Below are 14,394 nucleotides of genomic sequence, written 5' to 3'. Positions count from 1 at the left end.
GCGGCACGGTGGGGAACCTCCGGTGAGGGCGGGCACGGCGGTCGCGCGTCCGGTCGCAACGCGCTGACCTTGAGGATAAGCACCTCGGCCGATTACCGGGTTTCCGCGACGGGCTGGTGCGGGCAAGCCACTGGGGGTTCGGACGGGCCCTGGGAGTTTCGGGAAGAGGGGTAATCGTGATTGTCTGGATCAACGGTGCTTTCGGGGCCGGAAAGACCAGCACGGCCCGTGAACTGACCGGGCTCCTGCCGGACGCCACTCTGTACGACCCCGAAACCGTCGGTGACGCCCTCCGGCTCCTGCTGCCGCGCGAACGGCTCGACGGGGTGGCCGACTACCAGGACCTGCCGAGCTGGCGGCGCCTGGTCGTGGACACCGCCGCCGCGCTGCTCGCCGAGGTGGGCGGGGTGCTCGTGGTGCCGATGACCCTGCTGCGCCAGGAGTACCGGGACGAGATCTTCGGGGCCCTCGCAGCGCGCCGGATCCCGGTGCGGCACGTACTGCTCGCGCCTGAGGAAACGATCCTGCGGGCCCGGGCCGCGACCGTCGGGGGTGACGACGGTGAGGGGGCTGACGCGAGCGACGGGGCTGACGGGAGCGACGCGGGCACCAAGGGCGACGGGTCCGGCAGAGCCGACGGGGGCCGGTCGTGGTCGCAGGCGTACATCGCTTCCTACCGGGAGGCGCTCGGCTGGCTCACCTCGGACGCGCACGTCATCGACAACGGCGCCCTGACGGCCCGGGAGACCGCGCGGTGCATCGCCGAAGCGCTGCGCTCCGACAAGGTCGCCCTCTGCGACATCGTGCAGACCCCGGAACCCACCGCGGAGACCGTCGCCGCCGGGGTGCTGCTCTTCGACGACCACGACCGGGTGCTCCTGGTGGATCCGACGTACAAGCCCGGCTGGGAGTTCCCCGGTGGCGTGGTCGAGGCGGGAGAGGCGCCCGCCCGTGCGGGGGTGCGCGAGGTCGCCGAGGAGCTGGGCGTCGTACTCGACCAGCCGCCCGGGCTGCTGGTCATCGACTGGGAACCGCCCTGCTCCCCGGCCTACGGCGGGCTGCGGTTGATCTTCGACGGAGGGCGGCTCTCCCCGGAGGCGGCGGCCCGGGTACGGCTGCCGGGGCCCGAGCTGCGGGCCTGGCGGTTCGTCACCGAGGCCGAGGCCGCCGGGCTGCTCCCGCGGCACCGGTACGAACGGCTGCGCTGGGCCCTGCGCGCGCGGGAGCGGGCGACCGTGCTCAACCTGGAGGCCGGCGTTCCGGTCGGCGCGGCCTGAGGCCGCGCCGGCCGGTGCCGCGATCCGGCCGCCCGCCGCCCGCCGCCCGCCGCCCGCCTCCCGTCACTCGATCGGGGACCGGTCGTACGCCGCTCAGCCGGAGGTCTCGCCCGCGGCCGCCTTCAGGGTGGCCGCGGCGTCCTCGGTGACCGGATCGCCGTGCCCGAAACAGGCCACCGACGGGGCGAGGGAGGCCAACCGGCGCATGGACTCCAGGGCGCGACCGCGGTCCACGTTGAACACCCCGAGCATCACCTGCCCCACCGCGGCCACCGCGTCACCGGTGAACAGCACGCCGTGGTGCGGCAGATGGACTCCGATGCTGCCGTCGGTGTGCCCGGGCGCGTGCACGACGTACGCCCCGTCCCCGAAGCCCAGCGCGTCGCCGTCCTCGACCTCGCGGTCCACCGGGGTCGGCGGCGCGTCGGGCAGGGTGAGCCCGCGCTCGTAGTACGGGACCTCCCAGTCGAGGAGCACCGGCTCCGGGACCGGCAGCTCGCCGCGGATCACCGGGGCGTCGAGGCGGTGCGCCACCACCGTCGCGCCCCAGCGGGCCGCGAGTTCGCCCGCGGAGCCGATGTGGTCCCGGTGGCAGTGGGTCAGGACGATCCGCTCCAGGTCCTCGGGGCTCAGCCCGAGCGAGCGGATCGCCTCCTCGATCCCGGCGGCGGAGCCGACCGGGCCGGAGTCGATCAGGGTCAGCGCCTCGGCGTCGCGCCACAGGTAGGCCTGGCCGATCGGATAGCGGAGCATGTGCAGCCGCTGCGGTATGACGTCCACGAGGTCCATGGGGCGAACGTAGGCCTCGATGCCCCTGGTCGGCGGCCGGCTTCACCCGCAGCGGAGTCCGCTCAGAGCGGACCCCGCCGCCTACGGCGTCAGCCGCGCTTGGACTCCGCGTAGTTGACCAGGAACAGCGCCTCGGCGACCGAGAGCCGCTCCAACTCCTCGGGCGACACGCTCTCGTTGACCGCGTGGATCTGCGCTTCCGGCTCGCTCAGCCCGATCAGCAGCATCTCGGCCTCGGGGTACAGCGAGGTCAGCGTGTTGCACAGCGGAATCGATCCGCCCATGCCGCTGGTCTGCATCTCCTCGCCGGGATACGCCACCTCCATGGCCGCACGCATCGACGCGTACGCAGGGCTGTCGGTGTTCGCCTGGAACGGCTGGCCCTGGCCGACGACTTCGAGTTCGAGGCGCGCCTTCCACGGGGTGTGCGCCACCATGTGCGCCTCCAGCAGCTTGATCGCCTCGGTGACGTCCACGCCCGGCGGCACGCGCAGGCTGACGAGGGCGCCCGCACCGGCGTGCACCGACGGGGTCGCGCCGACCACCGGCGGGCAGTCGATGCCCAGGACGGTCACGGCCGGACGGGCCCACAGCCGGTCCGCGACCGTGCCGTTGCCGATGAGCTCGACGCCGTCGAGCACCCGGGCGTCGCCGCGGAAGTCCGCCTCCGGGTACTGCAGGCCCTCCCACACGGCGTCCGAGGCGAGCCCGTCCACGGTGGTCGAACCGTCGGCCGCGCGCAGCGAGTCCAGCACCCGGATCAGCGCGGCGAGCGCGTCCGGGGCGGCCCCGCCGAACATCCCGGAGTGCAGGTTCCCGCCCAGGGTGTCCACCTTGACCTTGAGCAGGGTCATCCCGCGCAGGGTCGCGGTCACCGTCGGCAGCCCGAGGCGGAAGTTGCCCGCGTCACCGATGACGATGGTGTCGGCGGTCAGCAGCTCCGGGTTGGCCTCGGCGTACTGCTGGAGGCCGCCGGTGCCCTGCTCCTCGGACCCCTCGACGATCACCTTCACGTTGACCGGCACACCGCCGTTGGCCTTGAGCGCGCGCAGGGCGAGCAGGTGCATGATGAATCCGCCCTTGCAGTCGGCCGCGCCGCGCCCGTACCAACGGCCGTCGCGCTCGGTCAGCTCGAAGGCGGGGGAGATCCACGCGGCGTCGTCGAGCGGCGGCTGGACGTCGTAGTGCGCGTAGAGCAGCACGGTCGGGGCGTCCGCCGGGCCCGGCAGGAAGCCGTACACCGACTGGGTGCCGTCCGGGGTGTCGAGCAGTGCCACGTCCTGGAAGCCCTCGACCCGCAGCGCGTCGGCGACCCAGTTCGCGGCGCCCTCGCTCTCGCTCTTGGGGAACTGGGCCCAGTCCGCAACCGACTGGAAGGCCACCAGCTCGGCCAGCTCCTGCTTGGCGCGGGGCATCAGCGAGGCGACGGTCTCGACGATCGGATCGGTCGACATGGGCACGCTCCTTTTGGGTGCGACGTTGGTCTGCGTAAGAGTGTGGACAGGGGCGGGGTGCGTACACCGGGTTACGGCGTATGACGGTCCGATCCTCCCACAGCGGGGTGAGCCGGACTCGCGCCGTAGGATTTCCCCGGCATCGGGACCCCGGGACCGTCGGGGCCGTCGGGACCATCGGGACCAACGCGTGATCAGGAGCAGCAGCACATCGTGAGCAGCGACGACGTACACGGCGCGGGCAATGCGGGCGACGCAGGCCAGGCGGGCGGCGCGGGGCAGGACGCGCAGGGGGCGGGCGAAGTGGCGGAGGTGACCGGTACGGCGGCCGGGCGGCCGGAAGGGGCCCGGGAGCAGCAGGAGTCGGGCGGGCGGCAGGAGCCGAACGTTCCACAGGCGTCGGACGAGCAGGAGGCGTCGGGCGAGCAGGAGGGGGCGGGCGAGCAGGAGGGGGCGGAGGAGCCCCTGAGCGCGGAGGAGCTCCGGAGCACGGAGGGGGACTCCGGTGAGGTCTGGGACGTGATCGTGGTCGGCGCCGGGCCGGCCGGAGCATCGGCCGCGCACGCCGCGGCCGCCGCGGGCCGGCGGGTGCTGCTGCTGGAGAAGGCCGAACTGCCGCGCTACAAGACCTGCGGCGGCGGCATCATCGGGCCTTCGCGGGACGCACTGCCACCGGGCTTCGTGCTGCCGTTCAAGGACCGCATCCACGCGGTGACCTTCTCGCTCAACGGCAAGCTGACCCGTACCCGGCGCTCCAAGAGCATGCTGTTCGGGCTGATCGACCGGGCCGAGTTCGATGCCGCTCTGGTCGCCGAGGCCGAGAAGGCGGGCGCGACCGTGCGCACCGGTACGGCCGTGACCCGCGTCGAGCAGCACGGTCCGGCGGTGCCCGACCGGCGCACCGTCGCGGTGGTGCTGGGCAGCGGGGAGACCGTGCTGGGGCGCGCCGTGATCGGCGCGGACGGCAGCGCGAGCCGGATCGGTGCCCATGTCGGGGTGGAGATGGACCAGGTCGACCTGGGTCTCGAAGCGGAGATCCCGGTCCCGCCGACCGTGGCCGAGGACTGGAAGGGTCGGGTCCTCATCGACTGGGGCCCTCTGCCCGGCAGTTACGGCTGGGTCTTCCCCAAGGGCGACGTCCTCACCGTCGGCGTGATCTCGGCGAAGGGCGACGGCGCCGCGACCAAGCGCTACCTGGAGGACTTCATCGCCCGACTCGGGCTGGCCGGTTTCGAGCCCTCCGTCTCCTCGGGGCACCTGACCCGCTGTCGCACGCCGCAGTCGCCGCTCTCGCGCGGCCGGGTGCTCGTGGCGGGCGACGCGGCCGGGCTGCTGGAGCCGTGGACCCGGGAGGGGATCTCCTTCGCGCTGCGCTCCGGGCGGCTCGCGGGGGAGTGGGCCGTGAAGATCTCCGAGGCGCCGGACGCGGTGGACGCCCGCCGCCAGGCCCTCAACTACGCCTTCGCGGTCAAGGCCGGGCTCGGCGTCGAGATGGGCGTGGGCAAGCGCATGATGGGCGTCTTCGTGTCCCGGCCGGGCGTGCTGCACGCCGCGCTCATCGGCTTCGGGCCGGCCTGGCGGGCCTTCGCCCGGATCACCCGGGGCTCGACGAACCTGGCCGACCTGGTCCGTACGTACCCGCTGGCCCGCAAGGCGCTGCACGCGCTCGACCGCCGGCAGGAGCAGGAGCAGGGGCAGGGGCGGGCTCAGGCGTAGGGGTGAGGGTGCGAGCACCCGCGCGGGTGCTCGCACCCGCACCGGGCGCTCGTACGCCCTCGTCCGTGCCGGGCGCACCGACAAGCCGACAAGGTCACAAGGTGACAAGTCGCTTGTCTGTTCCTCGTATCAAGCGAACCGGTTCTCCAGCCCCCGGCCCCTGGCCCCCTCTAGTCTTCCTCGCGGCGGCGCCCCGTCGCCCGGACGGCTGCCGGAGGAAGGATCACCATGGCCACGACCCGCGCATCGAGGGCCCTCTACGCGGTCCTGACGGTTGCCGTCCTCGCGGCGCCGGCGCCCGCGATCTGTTCGGCCGCGGAGGGTTCAGGGGGCGCCTCCAAGCGGGCCCCGGCCGCGTCCGGACCGGCGCCCGCGCCCAAGCCGAGCGAGCCGGTCCGGGCCCGGATACCCGGGGTGCGGGGCATGGACGTCGCGGTTCCGGCGTACGTGTGGGCCGACGACCCGATGCTGGACGAGCTGACCGCCACCGGCCCGGCCGCCTCCGTGGTCGTCCTCAATCCCGGCAACGGCGACGCCCCCTTCGACGCACCGTGGCGGGCCCGCGCCGACGTCCTGCGCGGCGGCACCACCGCCAACGGCGAGCGCACCAAGGTGCTCGGCTACGTCCACACCGACCACGGCAAGCGGCCGCCGGCCGAGGTCAAGGCGTCAGTGGACAACTACCTCAGGACCGCGGACGGTCGACTGCACGTCGACGGCATCTTCTTCGACGTCGTCAGCCGTGACTGCGGCCCGGCCAATGCCACGCGCGACCTCTACGCGGACTACCGCCGCTACGTCCAGGAAGCGATGCGGGCGGTCGACCCGGCCGCCCCCGACCTGGTCGTCGACAATCCCGGCACCGCCATCGCCGACTGCTACCTCGAACCCGACCACCGCACCGCCGACGTCTTCGTGACCTTCGAGGACACCTACGCCGCCTACACCGGCAGCGGTTGGCTCGGCGGGAACGTCTTCAACGAGCGGACCGGCTACCGGGCGGGCGCCGAATTCGATCCGAGAGGGACCGCCTTCTGGCACCTGGTGCACGACGTCCCGGACGCCGCCGCGATGCGCACGACCCTGCGCACGGCCTTCGACCGCGGCGCGGGCTACGCGTACGCGACGAGCACGGCCATGCCCAACCCCTGGAACGCCGGCCCGGATTGGGAGTTCCGCCCGCAGACCATCTACGCGGCCACCCTCGGCTGACCCGGGCCGGGCGGCGGTCAGTCCTCCAGCCCGAAGCGGCGCGCGGCCTGCTGTTCCTGGGCCAGGCGGCGCAGGCTCAGCAGCACGGGTTCGAAGAGCACGGCCGAAGCCACCGCGGATTCCACCTGCTCCACCGGGCCGTGCAGCCGCTCCATCCGGTCCAGGTCGTGGATCGCGGTCTGTTCCATCTGGAGTGCGTACGGGGCGAGATCGGCCGCGTCGAGCGGGTAGCCGAGCCGGTGCAGCGAGGCCACCGAGGCGACCAACTCCCGGTAGACCGGCGAGAGCCAGCCGATCCGGGCCGCGTCGCTCCAGCCGAGTTCCGCGAGCATCCGGTCGACCTCCTCGCGGGCCGCGGCCACGTGCGGGTCGTCGGGCTCGGGCTCGGCGGCCCGGGGCAGGGCCCAGAGCGCGGCCCCGAGGCGGGTGGTCCGGCCGAGCGACGCGTCGTCGACCTGGGCCAGTACCTCGCGCACGGTGGCCACGGGCATCCGTCCCACCTGGATCATGGCCCGCACCAGCCGCAGCCGCCGCAGGTGCGACGCGTCGTACTCGGCCTGCGTGGCGTTGATCCGCCGTCCAGGGGCCAACAGGCCCTCGCGCAGGTAGTACTTGATGGTCGCGAGCGAGACCTGGCTCTGCTCGCTCAGGTCCGCGAGGCGCATCGGTGATCCTTCCCCGGGTTCTCCGCCGTGGGCTTGTGGGCGTCATTGAATAGTGTAACTATCCCATTCGAAAGGATAGTTGGACTATCCAAAGCAGGGCGGTGGCCCCGGCCCCGTCCGTCCCGTCGCCAGGGGGTGGCATGTCCGCGAAACCGATTCCCGGCCGCACGACGGCCGCTGCCGAAGGGGAGATCGTCGTCTTCCTGATCGGCATGCGGATCAATCACTTCCGGGCGCCGCACCAGTGGGTTCCCGTGTTCGTCGGAATGCTCCGGATGCTGCGTGAGCTGAAGCGGATCCCGGGCAGCGGACTGCTGGGCCACCAACTCCTCAGCGGTTCCCCGCGCACCTACTACGTGGTCCAGTACTGGGAGTCCAAGGAGAAGCTGCTGGACTACGCGGCCGCCCCGGACCGGCTGCACCGCAAGGCCTGGGCGATGATCAACCGCTTCGAGCGCGGGTCCCGCCGGCATGTGGGGATCTGGCACGAGACCTACGTGGTCCCCGCCGGGTCGTACGAGTCGATCTACGGGGACATGCCGCCCTATGGCCTGGCCGCCGCCACCGGCTCCCTCCCCGTCGAACGGCGCGGGGTCACCGCCCGCGAGCGCTTCGCCCGCGGGGCGCAGGGCTGATCGGCGCGGGGCGGCGGCCCGCGCCGCGCCGCCGATCACCCCTGTGCGCGACGGTCGGCCCGCGCGGGCCGACCGGCGGGGCGTGCCGGCGACGTCAGACGGCCGCCGTCTCCTGCCAGAGCGTGACCAGCGAGGCGTCACCGCTCACCGCGGCGCCGTCCAGCGGGGCTCGGTTCCAGAGGGCCGCGTACAGCCACGCCGCCCCGCCCGTCACCTCGCAGTCCGCCGGACCCGCGTCACCGCGGACCGTGACGGCGGGCTCGGGCGACAGGCGTACGGTCCAGGCGTCGCCGGTGTCGGAGGCGCGCAGCCGCAGTACGCGCGGCTCCGGGGTGCGCACCCGGCTGCGCGGCCGCCCGTGGAATCCGGTGAGCACCTCGTCCACCCCGTCCGCGGCGAACCGCGCCTCCACCGGCGAGGGCGCGCCGCCCAGCGCGCCCTGCGCGTCCATCCGGTGCACCGCGGTCTCGTGCGCCTGGCGCCGCGCCCAGAAGGCCAGCGAGGAGGGCGGGTCCGTCGGCAGGAAGGTCCAGCACCGCACGTCGGCGGGCGCCTCCGTCAGGGTCCGCACCAGCGCGGCGTGCCCCTCGCGGAACCAGGCCACCAGCGGAGCGCCGGTCAGCTCCGGAGCCTCGGGGAAGGGAACGGGCTCGGTCAGGGCGCCCGCGACCATCCCGGCCGCCCACCGGTGCACCGCCCCCGTGTGCCGCAGCAGGTCGGCCACGCGCCAATCGGGACAGAACGGCACCAGGGCCTCCGGGCCCGCCTGTTCGGCCGCGTCGGCCATCAACCGGCCCTCGCGGTCAAGCGTCTTCACGTGCTCGATGATCTCCATGCGGCGAGTGTGCCAGGGGGCACCGACAATGGGTCCATGGAGCGGCCCCACTCTCGAGACCTCCCCCCGGACCCGGACCCGGACCCGGCACCGCCGCCGGGGCAGCCGGCGGAGCTCTTCCCGCGCGAGCGGACCGAGATCGCGCCCGGCGCGGTCCACGTGCCCGACTGGCTCGACCCGGAGCGCCAGCTCGCCCTGCTGACCGCCTGCCGCGGGTGGGCGCGCCCACCCGCCGGACTGCGCACGGTCCACCTCCCCGGCGGCGCCGCGATGACCGCCCGCCAGGTCTGCCTGGGGCTGCACTGGTACCCGTACGGCTACGCCCGCACCGTCGTGGACGGGGACGGGGAACCGGTCAAGTCGATGCCCGGCTGGCTCGCCGAGCTGGGCCGGGAGGCCGTGGCCGCGGCCGGAGCCGGAGCCGGAGCCGGAGCCGGAGCCGGGGCGGCGCCCCCCGAACCGGGCGACCCGGCGGCGTACGACATCGCGCTGATCAACTTCTACGACGCCGACGCCCGGATGGGCATGCACCGCGACGCCGAGGAGCGCTCCCCGGCGCCGGTGGTCTCGCTCAGCCTCGGCGACAGCTGCGTGTTCCGCTTCGGCAACACCGTCTCGCGCGGTCGCCCGTACCGGGACGTGGAGCTGCGCAGCGGCGACCTGTTCGTTTTCGGCGGTCCGGCCCGAAGGGCCTTTCATTCGGTGCCCAAAGTCCTGCCGGAGACGGCTCCGCCCGCCCTGGGCCTGACCGGGCGCCTCAACATCACGCTGCGCGTCAGCGGGCTGGGCTGAAGGTCGGCGCCCGCGCCCGGCCGATCATGCGAGGATCGCTGTCATGAACGGCAACACGACCCCGCGGCGGGCGGGGGATGTGACCACGGACGTGACGGACGTGACGGGCGCGTCCACGCGGACCAAACTGGAGCGGGGCCGCGGCGCGCTCGGCCCGGCGCTGGAACTGGTGCACACCGGCCGGGCCCCGACCCGCGCCGTCCTCACGGCCGAGCTGGGCGTGACCCGGGCCACCGCCGGAGCCGTCGCCGCCGAGCTGGAGGCGCTCGGTCTGATCCGCGTCGACTCCCGCCCCGGAGGTGTCGGCGGCGCCCAGGGCCGCCCGTCGCACCGGCTGTCGGTGGACGAGAACGGACCGGTCGTCCTGGCCGCGCAGGTCCACCCGGACGGGTTCCGGGCCGCGCTGGTCGGGCTCGGCGGGCACATCGTGGCCACCACCCCCGGCAAGGTGGAGGTGTCCGCCGACCCGGCCCAGGTGCTGGGCGCGGTCGTCGAAGCGGGCGCCGCGCTGCTGGCCAGCAGCGGGCGCCGGTGCGTGGGCGCCGGCCTCGCCGTGCCGTCCGCGGTCGCGGAACCCGACGGCACGGCGCTCAATCCGCTGCACCTGGCCTGGCCCGCCGGTTCGCCGGTACGGTCCATCTTCGCGCGGTGCGTCCGCGCGGCCGGGATCGAGGGCCCGGCCCTGACCGGCAACGACGTCAACCTCGCCGCGCTGGCCGAACACCGCCACGGCGCCGGGCGCAGTGCCCAGCACCTGCTCTGCGTGGCCACCGGACACCGCGGCGTCGGCGGCGCGCTCGTCCTCGACGGGCGCCTGCACAGCGGGAGTTCGGGCCTGGCGCTGGAGGTCGGCCACCTCACGGTGAACCCGGAGGGCCGGGCCTGCCACTGCGGCAGCCGCGGTTGCCTGGACGTGGAGGCCGACCCGCTGGCCTTCCTGACGGCGGCGGGCCGCGTCCCCGGCCCCGAGGTCTCGCTGCTCCAGCAGGCCCGCGACCTGCTGCGCGCGGAGTACGCCGACCCCTCGGTGCGGGGTGCCGCGGAGGAGCTCATCGACCGGCTCGGGCTCGGGCTCGCCGGCCTGGTGAACATCCTGAACCCGGACCGGATCATCCTGGGCGGCCTGCACCGCGAGCTGCTCCAGGCGGACCCGGACCGGCTGCGCGCGGTGGTCGCGGACCGCAGCCTGTGGGGCCGCAGCGGCGGGGTGCCGATCCTGCCGTGCACCCTGGACCACAACAGCCTGGTCGGCGCGGCCGAGCTGGCCTGGCAGCCCGTTCTGGACGACCCGCTCGGCGCCCTGGGGGCAGCGGCCTGATCCCGCCGCGCCCGTCGCGCCCGTCGCGCCCGTCGCGCCCGTCGCGCCCGTCGCGCCCGCCGGGCCGACGGGCGCGACGGACGCCCGCGGGCCGCGGTCATCCCGGTGCGGGGCCCAGGGCGCCCAGGGGTGGGGTTCCGGTCACCGGGCCCGCCGCCGTGACGCCCACGGCGTGGCCCGTCGCCGTGCCGGCCGCCGCGTGGCCCGCCGCCACGGCGACCTGCACCGCTACGGGCACCGCCACCGGATGCGGCAGCGGTTCCACGGACGGCTCGACGACCGGATCCGCGGGTGGCCCGGCCGGTGGCCGCGACGGCGGCCGGGCCGGGTGCCGTGCGGGCTGCTGGGCGGGCTCGTGGGCCGGCTGCTGGGCGGGCGGTGCGGTGACGCCGGTCGCGAGGGTGACCGGCGGCGCCGTCGGCCGTCGTAGCGGCACGGGACGGATCCGCACCGGAGGCGCGGGCGCGGTGGCCGCCGGTGCCGCGCGGAGCGAGAACCAGACCACCTTGCCCCGGCTGTCCGGCTGCGGCCGGGAGCCCCAGGACTCGCTGACCGCAGCTATGAGCGCGAGGCCGCGGCCACAGGTCTCCAGCGGGTCCGCGTCCCGGGCCACGGGCAGTCTGGGATCGCTGTCGTGGACCGAGACCGTGAGTCTGCCGAGCCGCAGCTCGATTTCGACCCGGCACGCCTTGTCCGGCTGCGCGTGGCGGTGGACGTTGCTGAGCAGCTCCGTCACGCCGAGCGCAGCCCGGTCTATGAGCGGATCGAGCTGCCAGTGGCGCAGTTGTGCAGAAACGATTCGGCGGACCTGGCCGATCCGCTGTGGCATGGCCTGCAATGCGACGACGCAGTGCCTGCGTGGAGGACTGATCACGGCTGCGACTCCCCGACATGAGTGTTACGGGTGCTGCACCCTCTGTGACGCCCCACCAGAGTCACCCACCGTGCGCCGGCATGCAACCGAAGGCAACCAAAAGGCATCCGCATGGAACCCCAAAGTGACTGTTTGTGCAGGTGAGGGGGGTACATTGCGAAAGCGGGGGAGGCAGAGACACGGCACGCACAGAGGAGCAAGGCGCATGAGCACCACCGGTACGACGGGCACCACCGTCGACGTCGACCGAAGCGACGCCGACTACCGGGCCTGGCTGAAAGAAGCCGTCCGCAAGGTCCAGGCGGACGCCAACCGCTCCGCCGACACGCACCTGCTGCGCTTCCCCCTCCCGGAGGAGTGGGGCATCGACCTCTACCTCAAGGACGAGTCCACCCACCCGACGGGCTCGCTCAAGCACCGCCTCGCCCGGTCGCTGTTCCTCTACGCCCTGTGCAACGGCTGGATCAGGCCCGGCCGTCCGGTGATCGAGGCGTCCTCGGGCTCCACCGCGGTCTCCGAGGCGTACTTCGCCAAGCTGATCGGCGTCCCGTTCATCGCCGTGATGCCGCGCACGACCAGCCCGGAGAAGTGTCGGCTGATCGAATTCCACGGCGGTGCATGCCACTTCGTCGACGACTCGATGAAGATGTACGAGGAGTCGGCGCTCCTCGCCGCGCAGACCGGCGGCCACTACATGGACCAGTTCACCTACGCCGAGCGCGCCACCGACTGGCGGGGCAACAACAACATTGCAGAATCGATCTACCAGCAGCTGCGCCTGGAGCGGTACCCCGAGCCCACCTGGATCGTGGCCACCGCCGGCACCGGCGGCACCTCGGCGACGATCGCCCGCTACGTGCACTACATGCAGCACGACACCCGCATCTGCGTACCGGACCCGGAGAACTCCTGCTTCTTCGACGGCTGGACGCACCACGACCCGGACGCGAGCAGCGACTGCGGCTCGCGCATCGAGGGCATCGGCCGCCCGCGCATGGAGCCGAGCTTCGTGCCCGGCGCGATCGACCGGATGATGAAGGTGCCGGACGCGGCGAGCGTGGCGGCCTGCCGCGCGCTGGAGCAGGCCATCGGCCGCAAGGCCGGCGGTTCCACGGGCACCGGCCTGTGGAGCGCGCTGAAGATCATCGCGGAGATGGTGGCCGAGGGACGCACGGGCAGCGTCGTCACCCTGCTCTGCGACCCGGGCGACCGTTACCTCGACAAGTACTACTCGGACGAGTGGGTGGTCGCCCAGGGCCTGGACCTGGCCCCCTACGCCAGGACCATCGAGGCCCTGCTGGCCTCGGGCGGTTGGTACGAGCCCGTGGCCTGACCGTACCGAGACCCTGACGAACGGGCCCTGGGCGGGGCCGCGTCGGCTGATTACGCTGGGCCGACGCGTGATCACGAACGAGCCCCGGGGGAGTCATGGCGGGTAGGGACGGTGCGGGCAGTGCGGGCAGTGCGCATGGTGCGGCCGATACGGGCAGTGCGGATGATGCGGCCGTTTCGGGCGCCGGACCGCTGTGTTGCCCGCGGTGCGGGCGTGACGACGAGGTGACGGGTGTCGCCGCCGCCTACCTGGCGGCGAAGGCCACCACCCGCGACGAGTGGACCGACGGCGACGGCGCCCGCAAGACGTCCGTCCGCGAAGGGAATTCGGCGCTGGCCAAGGGCCTCGCCCCGGTGCCGCCGGACCCGGCCACCGACTCCGTCGGGTGCCTGGGCGGCACTCTCGTCCTGGTATCGCTCGGTACGTTCCTGTGGGGTGCGATCGCGGGCGGCTGGTTCGGTCGTGAGTCCGGCGGCTGGTGGGTCGAACAGGACCGCGGCGAAAGGCGGTTCGTGACCGAACTCCCCATGGCGCACCTCGCCTGGATCTCGGGGATCGCGCTCCTCGCGGCCGCGGCCCTGTTCTTCGCCGTCGGCCGGGTGGAGGCGGCCCGCCGCCGGCGCACCGCCCGGGGTCGGTCCGCCGCCGAAGCCCTCTGGTCCGAGGGGTGGTTCTGCGCCCGGTGCGCGGGCGTGTACTTCGCCCGCGCCGGTGAGGACCGCGGACCATCCCTGAACCTGCGGGAGTTCCGGACCCGCGTGTGGGGAGCGGGTGGGTACGCGGACCTGGTCGACCGGTACCCGACGACCTGAGGGCGCGCGGGCCCGTACGCCGCCCCGCGGAAGCCCGCCGCCCCGCGGAGACCTACTGTCCCGCGGAGACCTACTGTCCCGCGGAGCGCTGCGCCGCGGCCAGTCGGGCGTCCAGGGTCCGGACGGCCGTGCGGAACGAGTGCCCCAGGCCCGGCCGGGCGGCGGCCAGGCCCAGCCGGAACAGGGCGGAGCCGTCCGCGGCGAAGGTCCACCGGATCTGCGTGCCGGAGCCGGACGCGGTCAGCAGCCACTCCTCCAACAGGGCGTGCATGCCGGGGACGTTGGTCTGGTCGACCCGGTAGGCGTACCGGCGCTCGGCGTCCGCCGCCATGATCGTCTCCTGGAAGCGCACTCCTCCCAGCAGCTTGATCTCCCGCCCCGCGCCGCCGTGCGTCGGTCGGGCGAGGGTCACCGCCCGGAACCAGGACGGCCACCCCGTCACCTCCTCCGCCAGCGCCCGGTACACCGATTCCGGCGGGGCGGTCGCTCGGGCGGTGTACACCAGGCGTACGGGCGCGGTCTCGGCGAAGTCCAGCCCCACGGGGCGCAGTCGGCGGGCCATGACGGAACTCCCTGGCGGTGAGAGGGAACACGCGTGCGCGTCACCATATCTGTCCCACCGTCAGATGTCTGCGTCAGCCCTCCGGGTACTGGGCAGTGCGCTCCGCGCGCGGGATGCTGG

13 protein-coding genes and 1 pseudogene are annotated in these 14,394 nt (G+C 73.8%); 8 read left to right on the top strand and 6 right to left on the bottom strand.

Translation table 11 applies throughout. The annotated features are described in order from the left end of the window. Positions 1-176: 176 nt before the first annotated feature. Positions 177-1,277 carry an NUDIX domain-containing protein gene (locus tag ACIBEA_RS06075; RefSeq protein WP_399258468.1) on the top strand — a complete coding sequence of 367 codons (1,101 nt, stop codon included), beginning with the start codon at positions 177-179 and terminating at the stop codon, positions 1,275-1,277. A gap of 93 nt (positions 1,278-1,370) precedes the next feature. Here ACIBEA_RS06075 and ACIBEA_RS06070 read toward each other — a convergent pair whose 3' ends face one another. Together ACIBEA_RS06070 and ACIBEA_RS06065 are read right to left on the bottom strand one after the other, a co-directional pair. After that, positions 1,371-2,066, bottom strand: coding sequence for an MBL fold metallo-hydrolase (locus ACIBEA_RS06070; RefSeq protein WP_399258466.1), 696 nt, complete (start codon positions 2,064-2,066; stop codon positions 1,371-1,373). Positions 2,067-2,155: 89 nt separating this feature from the next. Further along, positions 2,156-3,520: a dipeptidase gene (locus ACIBEA_RS06065; protein WP_399258464.1), complete on the bottom strand. Its 1,365-nt coding sequence runs from the start codon at positions 3,518-3,520 to the stop codon at positions 2,156-2,158. A gap of 465 nt (positions 3,521-3,985) precedes the next feature. Here ACIBEA_RS06065 and ACIBEA_RS06060 point away from each other — a divergent pair, with 465 nt between their 5' ends. Both ACIBEA_RS06060 and ACIBEA_RS06055 read left to right on the top strand, forming a co-directional pair. After that, positions 3,986-5,236, top strand: coding sequence for a geranylgeranyl reductase family protein (locus tag ACIBEA_RS06060; protein ID WP_399259042.1), 1,251 nt, complete (start codon positions 3,986-3,988; stop codon positions 5,234-5,236). Positions 5,237-5,464: 228 nt separating this feature from the next. Further along, positions 5,465-6,448, top strand: coding sequence for a spherulation-specific family 4 protein (locus ACIBEA_RS06055; RefSeq protein ID WP_399258461.1), 984 nt, complete (start codon positions 5,465-5,467; stop codon positions 6,446-6,448). Between the two features lie 17 nt (positions 6,449-6,465). On the opposite strand, the gene ACIBEA_RS06050 is transcribed toward ACIBEA_RS06055, so the two are convergent. After that, complete coding sequence (locus ACIBEA_RS06050; protein ID WP_399258459.1) at positions 6,466-7,113, bottom strand: MerR family transcriptional regulator; 648 nt, start codon at positions 7,111-7,113, stop codon at positions 6,466-6,468. Positions 7,114-7,253: 140 nt separating this feature from the next. On the opposite strand from ACIBEA_RS06050, the gene ACIBEA_RS06045 reads away from it, so the two are divergent. Beyond that, positions 7,254-7,748 (top strand): DUF4188 domain-containing protein, encoded by a 495-nt coding sequence (locus tag ACIBEA_RS06045; RefSeq protein ID WP_399258457.1) that lies wholly within the window; start codon positions 7,254-7,256, stop codon positions 7,746-7,748. A gap of 94 nt (positions 7,749-7,842) precedes the next feature. Here the strand turns inward: ACIBEA_RS06045 and ACIBEA_RS06040 are convergent, their stop codons facing one another. After that, positions 7,843-8,583: a maleylpyruvate isomerase family mycothiol-dependent enzyme gene (locus ACIBEA_RS06040; RefSeq protein WP_399258455.1), complete on the bottom strand. Its 741-nt coding sequence runs from the start codon at positions 8,581-8,583 to the stop codon at positions 7,843-7,845. Between the two features lie 36 nt (positions 8,584-8,619). Between ACIBEA_RS06040 and ACIBEA_RS06035 the strand changes: the two genes are divergently transcribed. Both ACIBEA_RS06035 and ACIBEA_RS06030 read left to right on the top strand, forming a co-directional pair. Beyond that, positions 8,620-9,375, top strand: a complete 756-nt coding sequence (locus tag ACIBEA_RS06035) for an alpha-ketoglutarate-dependent dioxygenase AlkB family protein (protein WP_399258453.1) — start codon at positions 8,620-8,622, stop codon at positions 9,373-9,375. Between the two features lie 43 nt (positions 9,376-9,418). Beyond that, positions 9,419-10,693, top strand: a complete 1,275-nt coding sequence (locus tag ACIBEA_RS06030) for an ROK family protein (RefSeq protein WP_399258451.1) — start codon at positions 9,419-9,421, stop codon at positions 10,691-10,693. A 468-nt stretch (positions 10,694-11,161) separates the two neighbouring features. Here the strand turns inward: ACIBEA_RS06030 and ACIBEA_RS06025 are convergent. Further along, positions 11,162-11,567, bottom strand: a pseudogene (locus ACIBEA_RS06025) (ATP-binding protein); the annotation flags it as partial. 205 nt (positions 11,568-11,772) lie between these two features. Between ACIBEA_RS06025 and ACIBEA_RS06020 the strand changes: the two are divergent. Both ACIBEA_RS06020 and ACIBEA_RS06015 read left to right on the top strand, forming a co-directional pair. After that, complete coding sequence (locus ACIBEA_RS06020) at positions 11,773-12,900, top strand: PLP-dependent cysteine synthase family protein (protein ID WP_399258449.1); 1,128 nt, start codon at positions 11,773-11,775, stop codon at positions 12,898-12,900. 224 nt (positions 12,901-13,124) lie between these two features. After that, the gene (locus ACIBEA_RS06015; protein ID WP_399258447.1) at positions 13,125-13,712 is read left to right on the top strand and encodes a hypothetical protein; all 588 of its coding nucleotides are present in this window, start codon (positions 13,125-13,127) and stop codon (positions 13,710-13,712) included. 70 nt (positions 13,713-13,782) lie between these two features. Here ACIBEA_RS06015 and ACIBEA_RS06010 read toward each other — a convergent pair whose 3' ends face one another. Further along, positions 13,783-14,274 carry an SRPBCC family protein gene (locus ACIBEA_RS06010; RefSeq protein WP_399258445.1) on the bottom strand — a complete coding sequence of 164 codons (492 nt, stop codon included), beginning with the start codon at positions 14,272-14,274 and terminating at the stop codon, positions 13,783-13,785. Between the last annotated feature and the right edge of the window lie 120 nt (positions 14,275-14,394).

It is taken from the genome of Streptomyces sp. NPDC051555, assembly GCF_044454405.1.
Classification (GTDB): domain Bacteria; phylum Actinomycetota; class Actinomycetes; order Streptomycetales; family Streptomycetaceae; genus Streptomyces.
The sequence above is the reverse complement of the archived record's forward strand: the minus strand, read 5'-3'. Positions and strand labels throughout refer to the sequence as shown.

Coding starts and splice junctions, on each gene's coding strand:
- ACIBEA_RS06065 (WP_399258464.1), bottom strand. CDS start 3,520: ATGTCGACCGATCCGATCGTCGAGACCGTCGCCTCGCTGATGCCCCGC.
- ACIBEA_RS06050 (WP_399258459.1), bottom strand. CDS start 7,113: ATGCGCCTCGCGGACCTGAGCGAGCAGAGCCAGGTCTCGCTCGCGACC.
- ACIBEA_RS06055 (WP_399258461.1), top strand. CDS start 5,465: ATGGCCACGACCCGCGCATCGAGGGCCCTCTACGCGGTCCTGACGGTT.
- ACIBEA_RS06040 (WP_399258455.1), bottom strand. CDS start 8,583: ATGGAGATCATCGAGCACGTGAAGACGCTTGACCGCGAGGGCCGGTTG.
- ACIBEA_RS06045 (WP_399258457.1), top strand. CDS start 7,254: ATGTCCGCGAAACCGATTCCCGGCCGCACGACGGCCGCTGCCGAAGGG.
- ACIBEA_RS06030 (WP_399258451.1), top strand. CDS start 9,419: ATGAACGGCAACACGACCCCGCGGCGGGCGGGGGATGTGACCACGGAC.
- ACIBEA_RS06035 (WP_399258453.1), top strand. CDS start 8,620: ATGGAGCGGCCCCACTCTCGAGACCTCCCCCCGGACCCGGACCCGGAC.
- ACIBEA_RS06070 (WP_399258466.1), bottom strand. CDS start 2,066: ATGGACCTCGTGGACGTCATACCGCAGCGGCTGCACATGCTCCGCTAT.
- ACIBEA_RS06010 (WP_399258445.1), bottom strand. CDS start 14,274: ATGGCCCGCCGACTGCGCCCCGTGGGGCTGGACTTCGCCGAGACCGCG.
- ACIBEA_RS06020 (WP_399258449.1), top strand. CDS start 11,773: ATGAGCACCACCGGTACGACGGGCACCACCGTCGACGTCGACCGAAGC.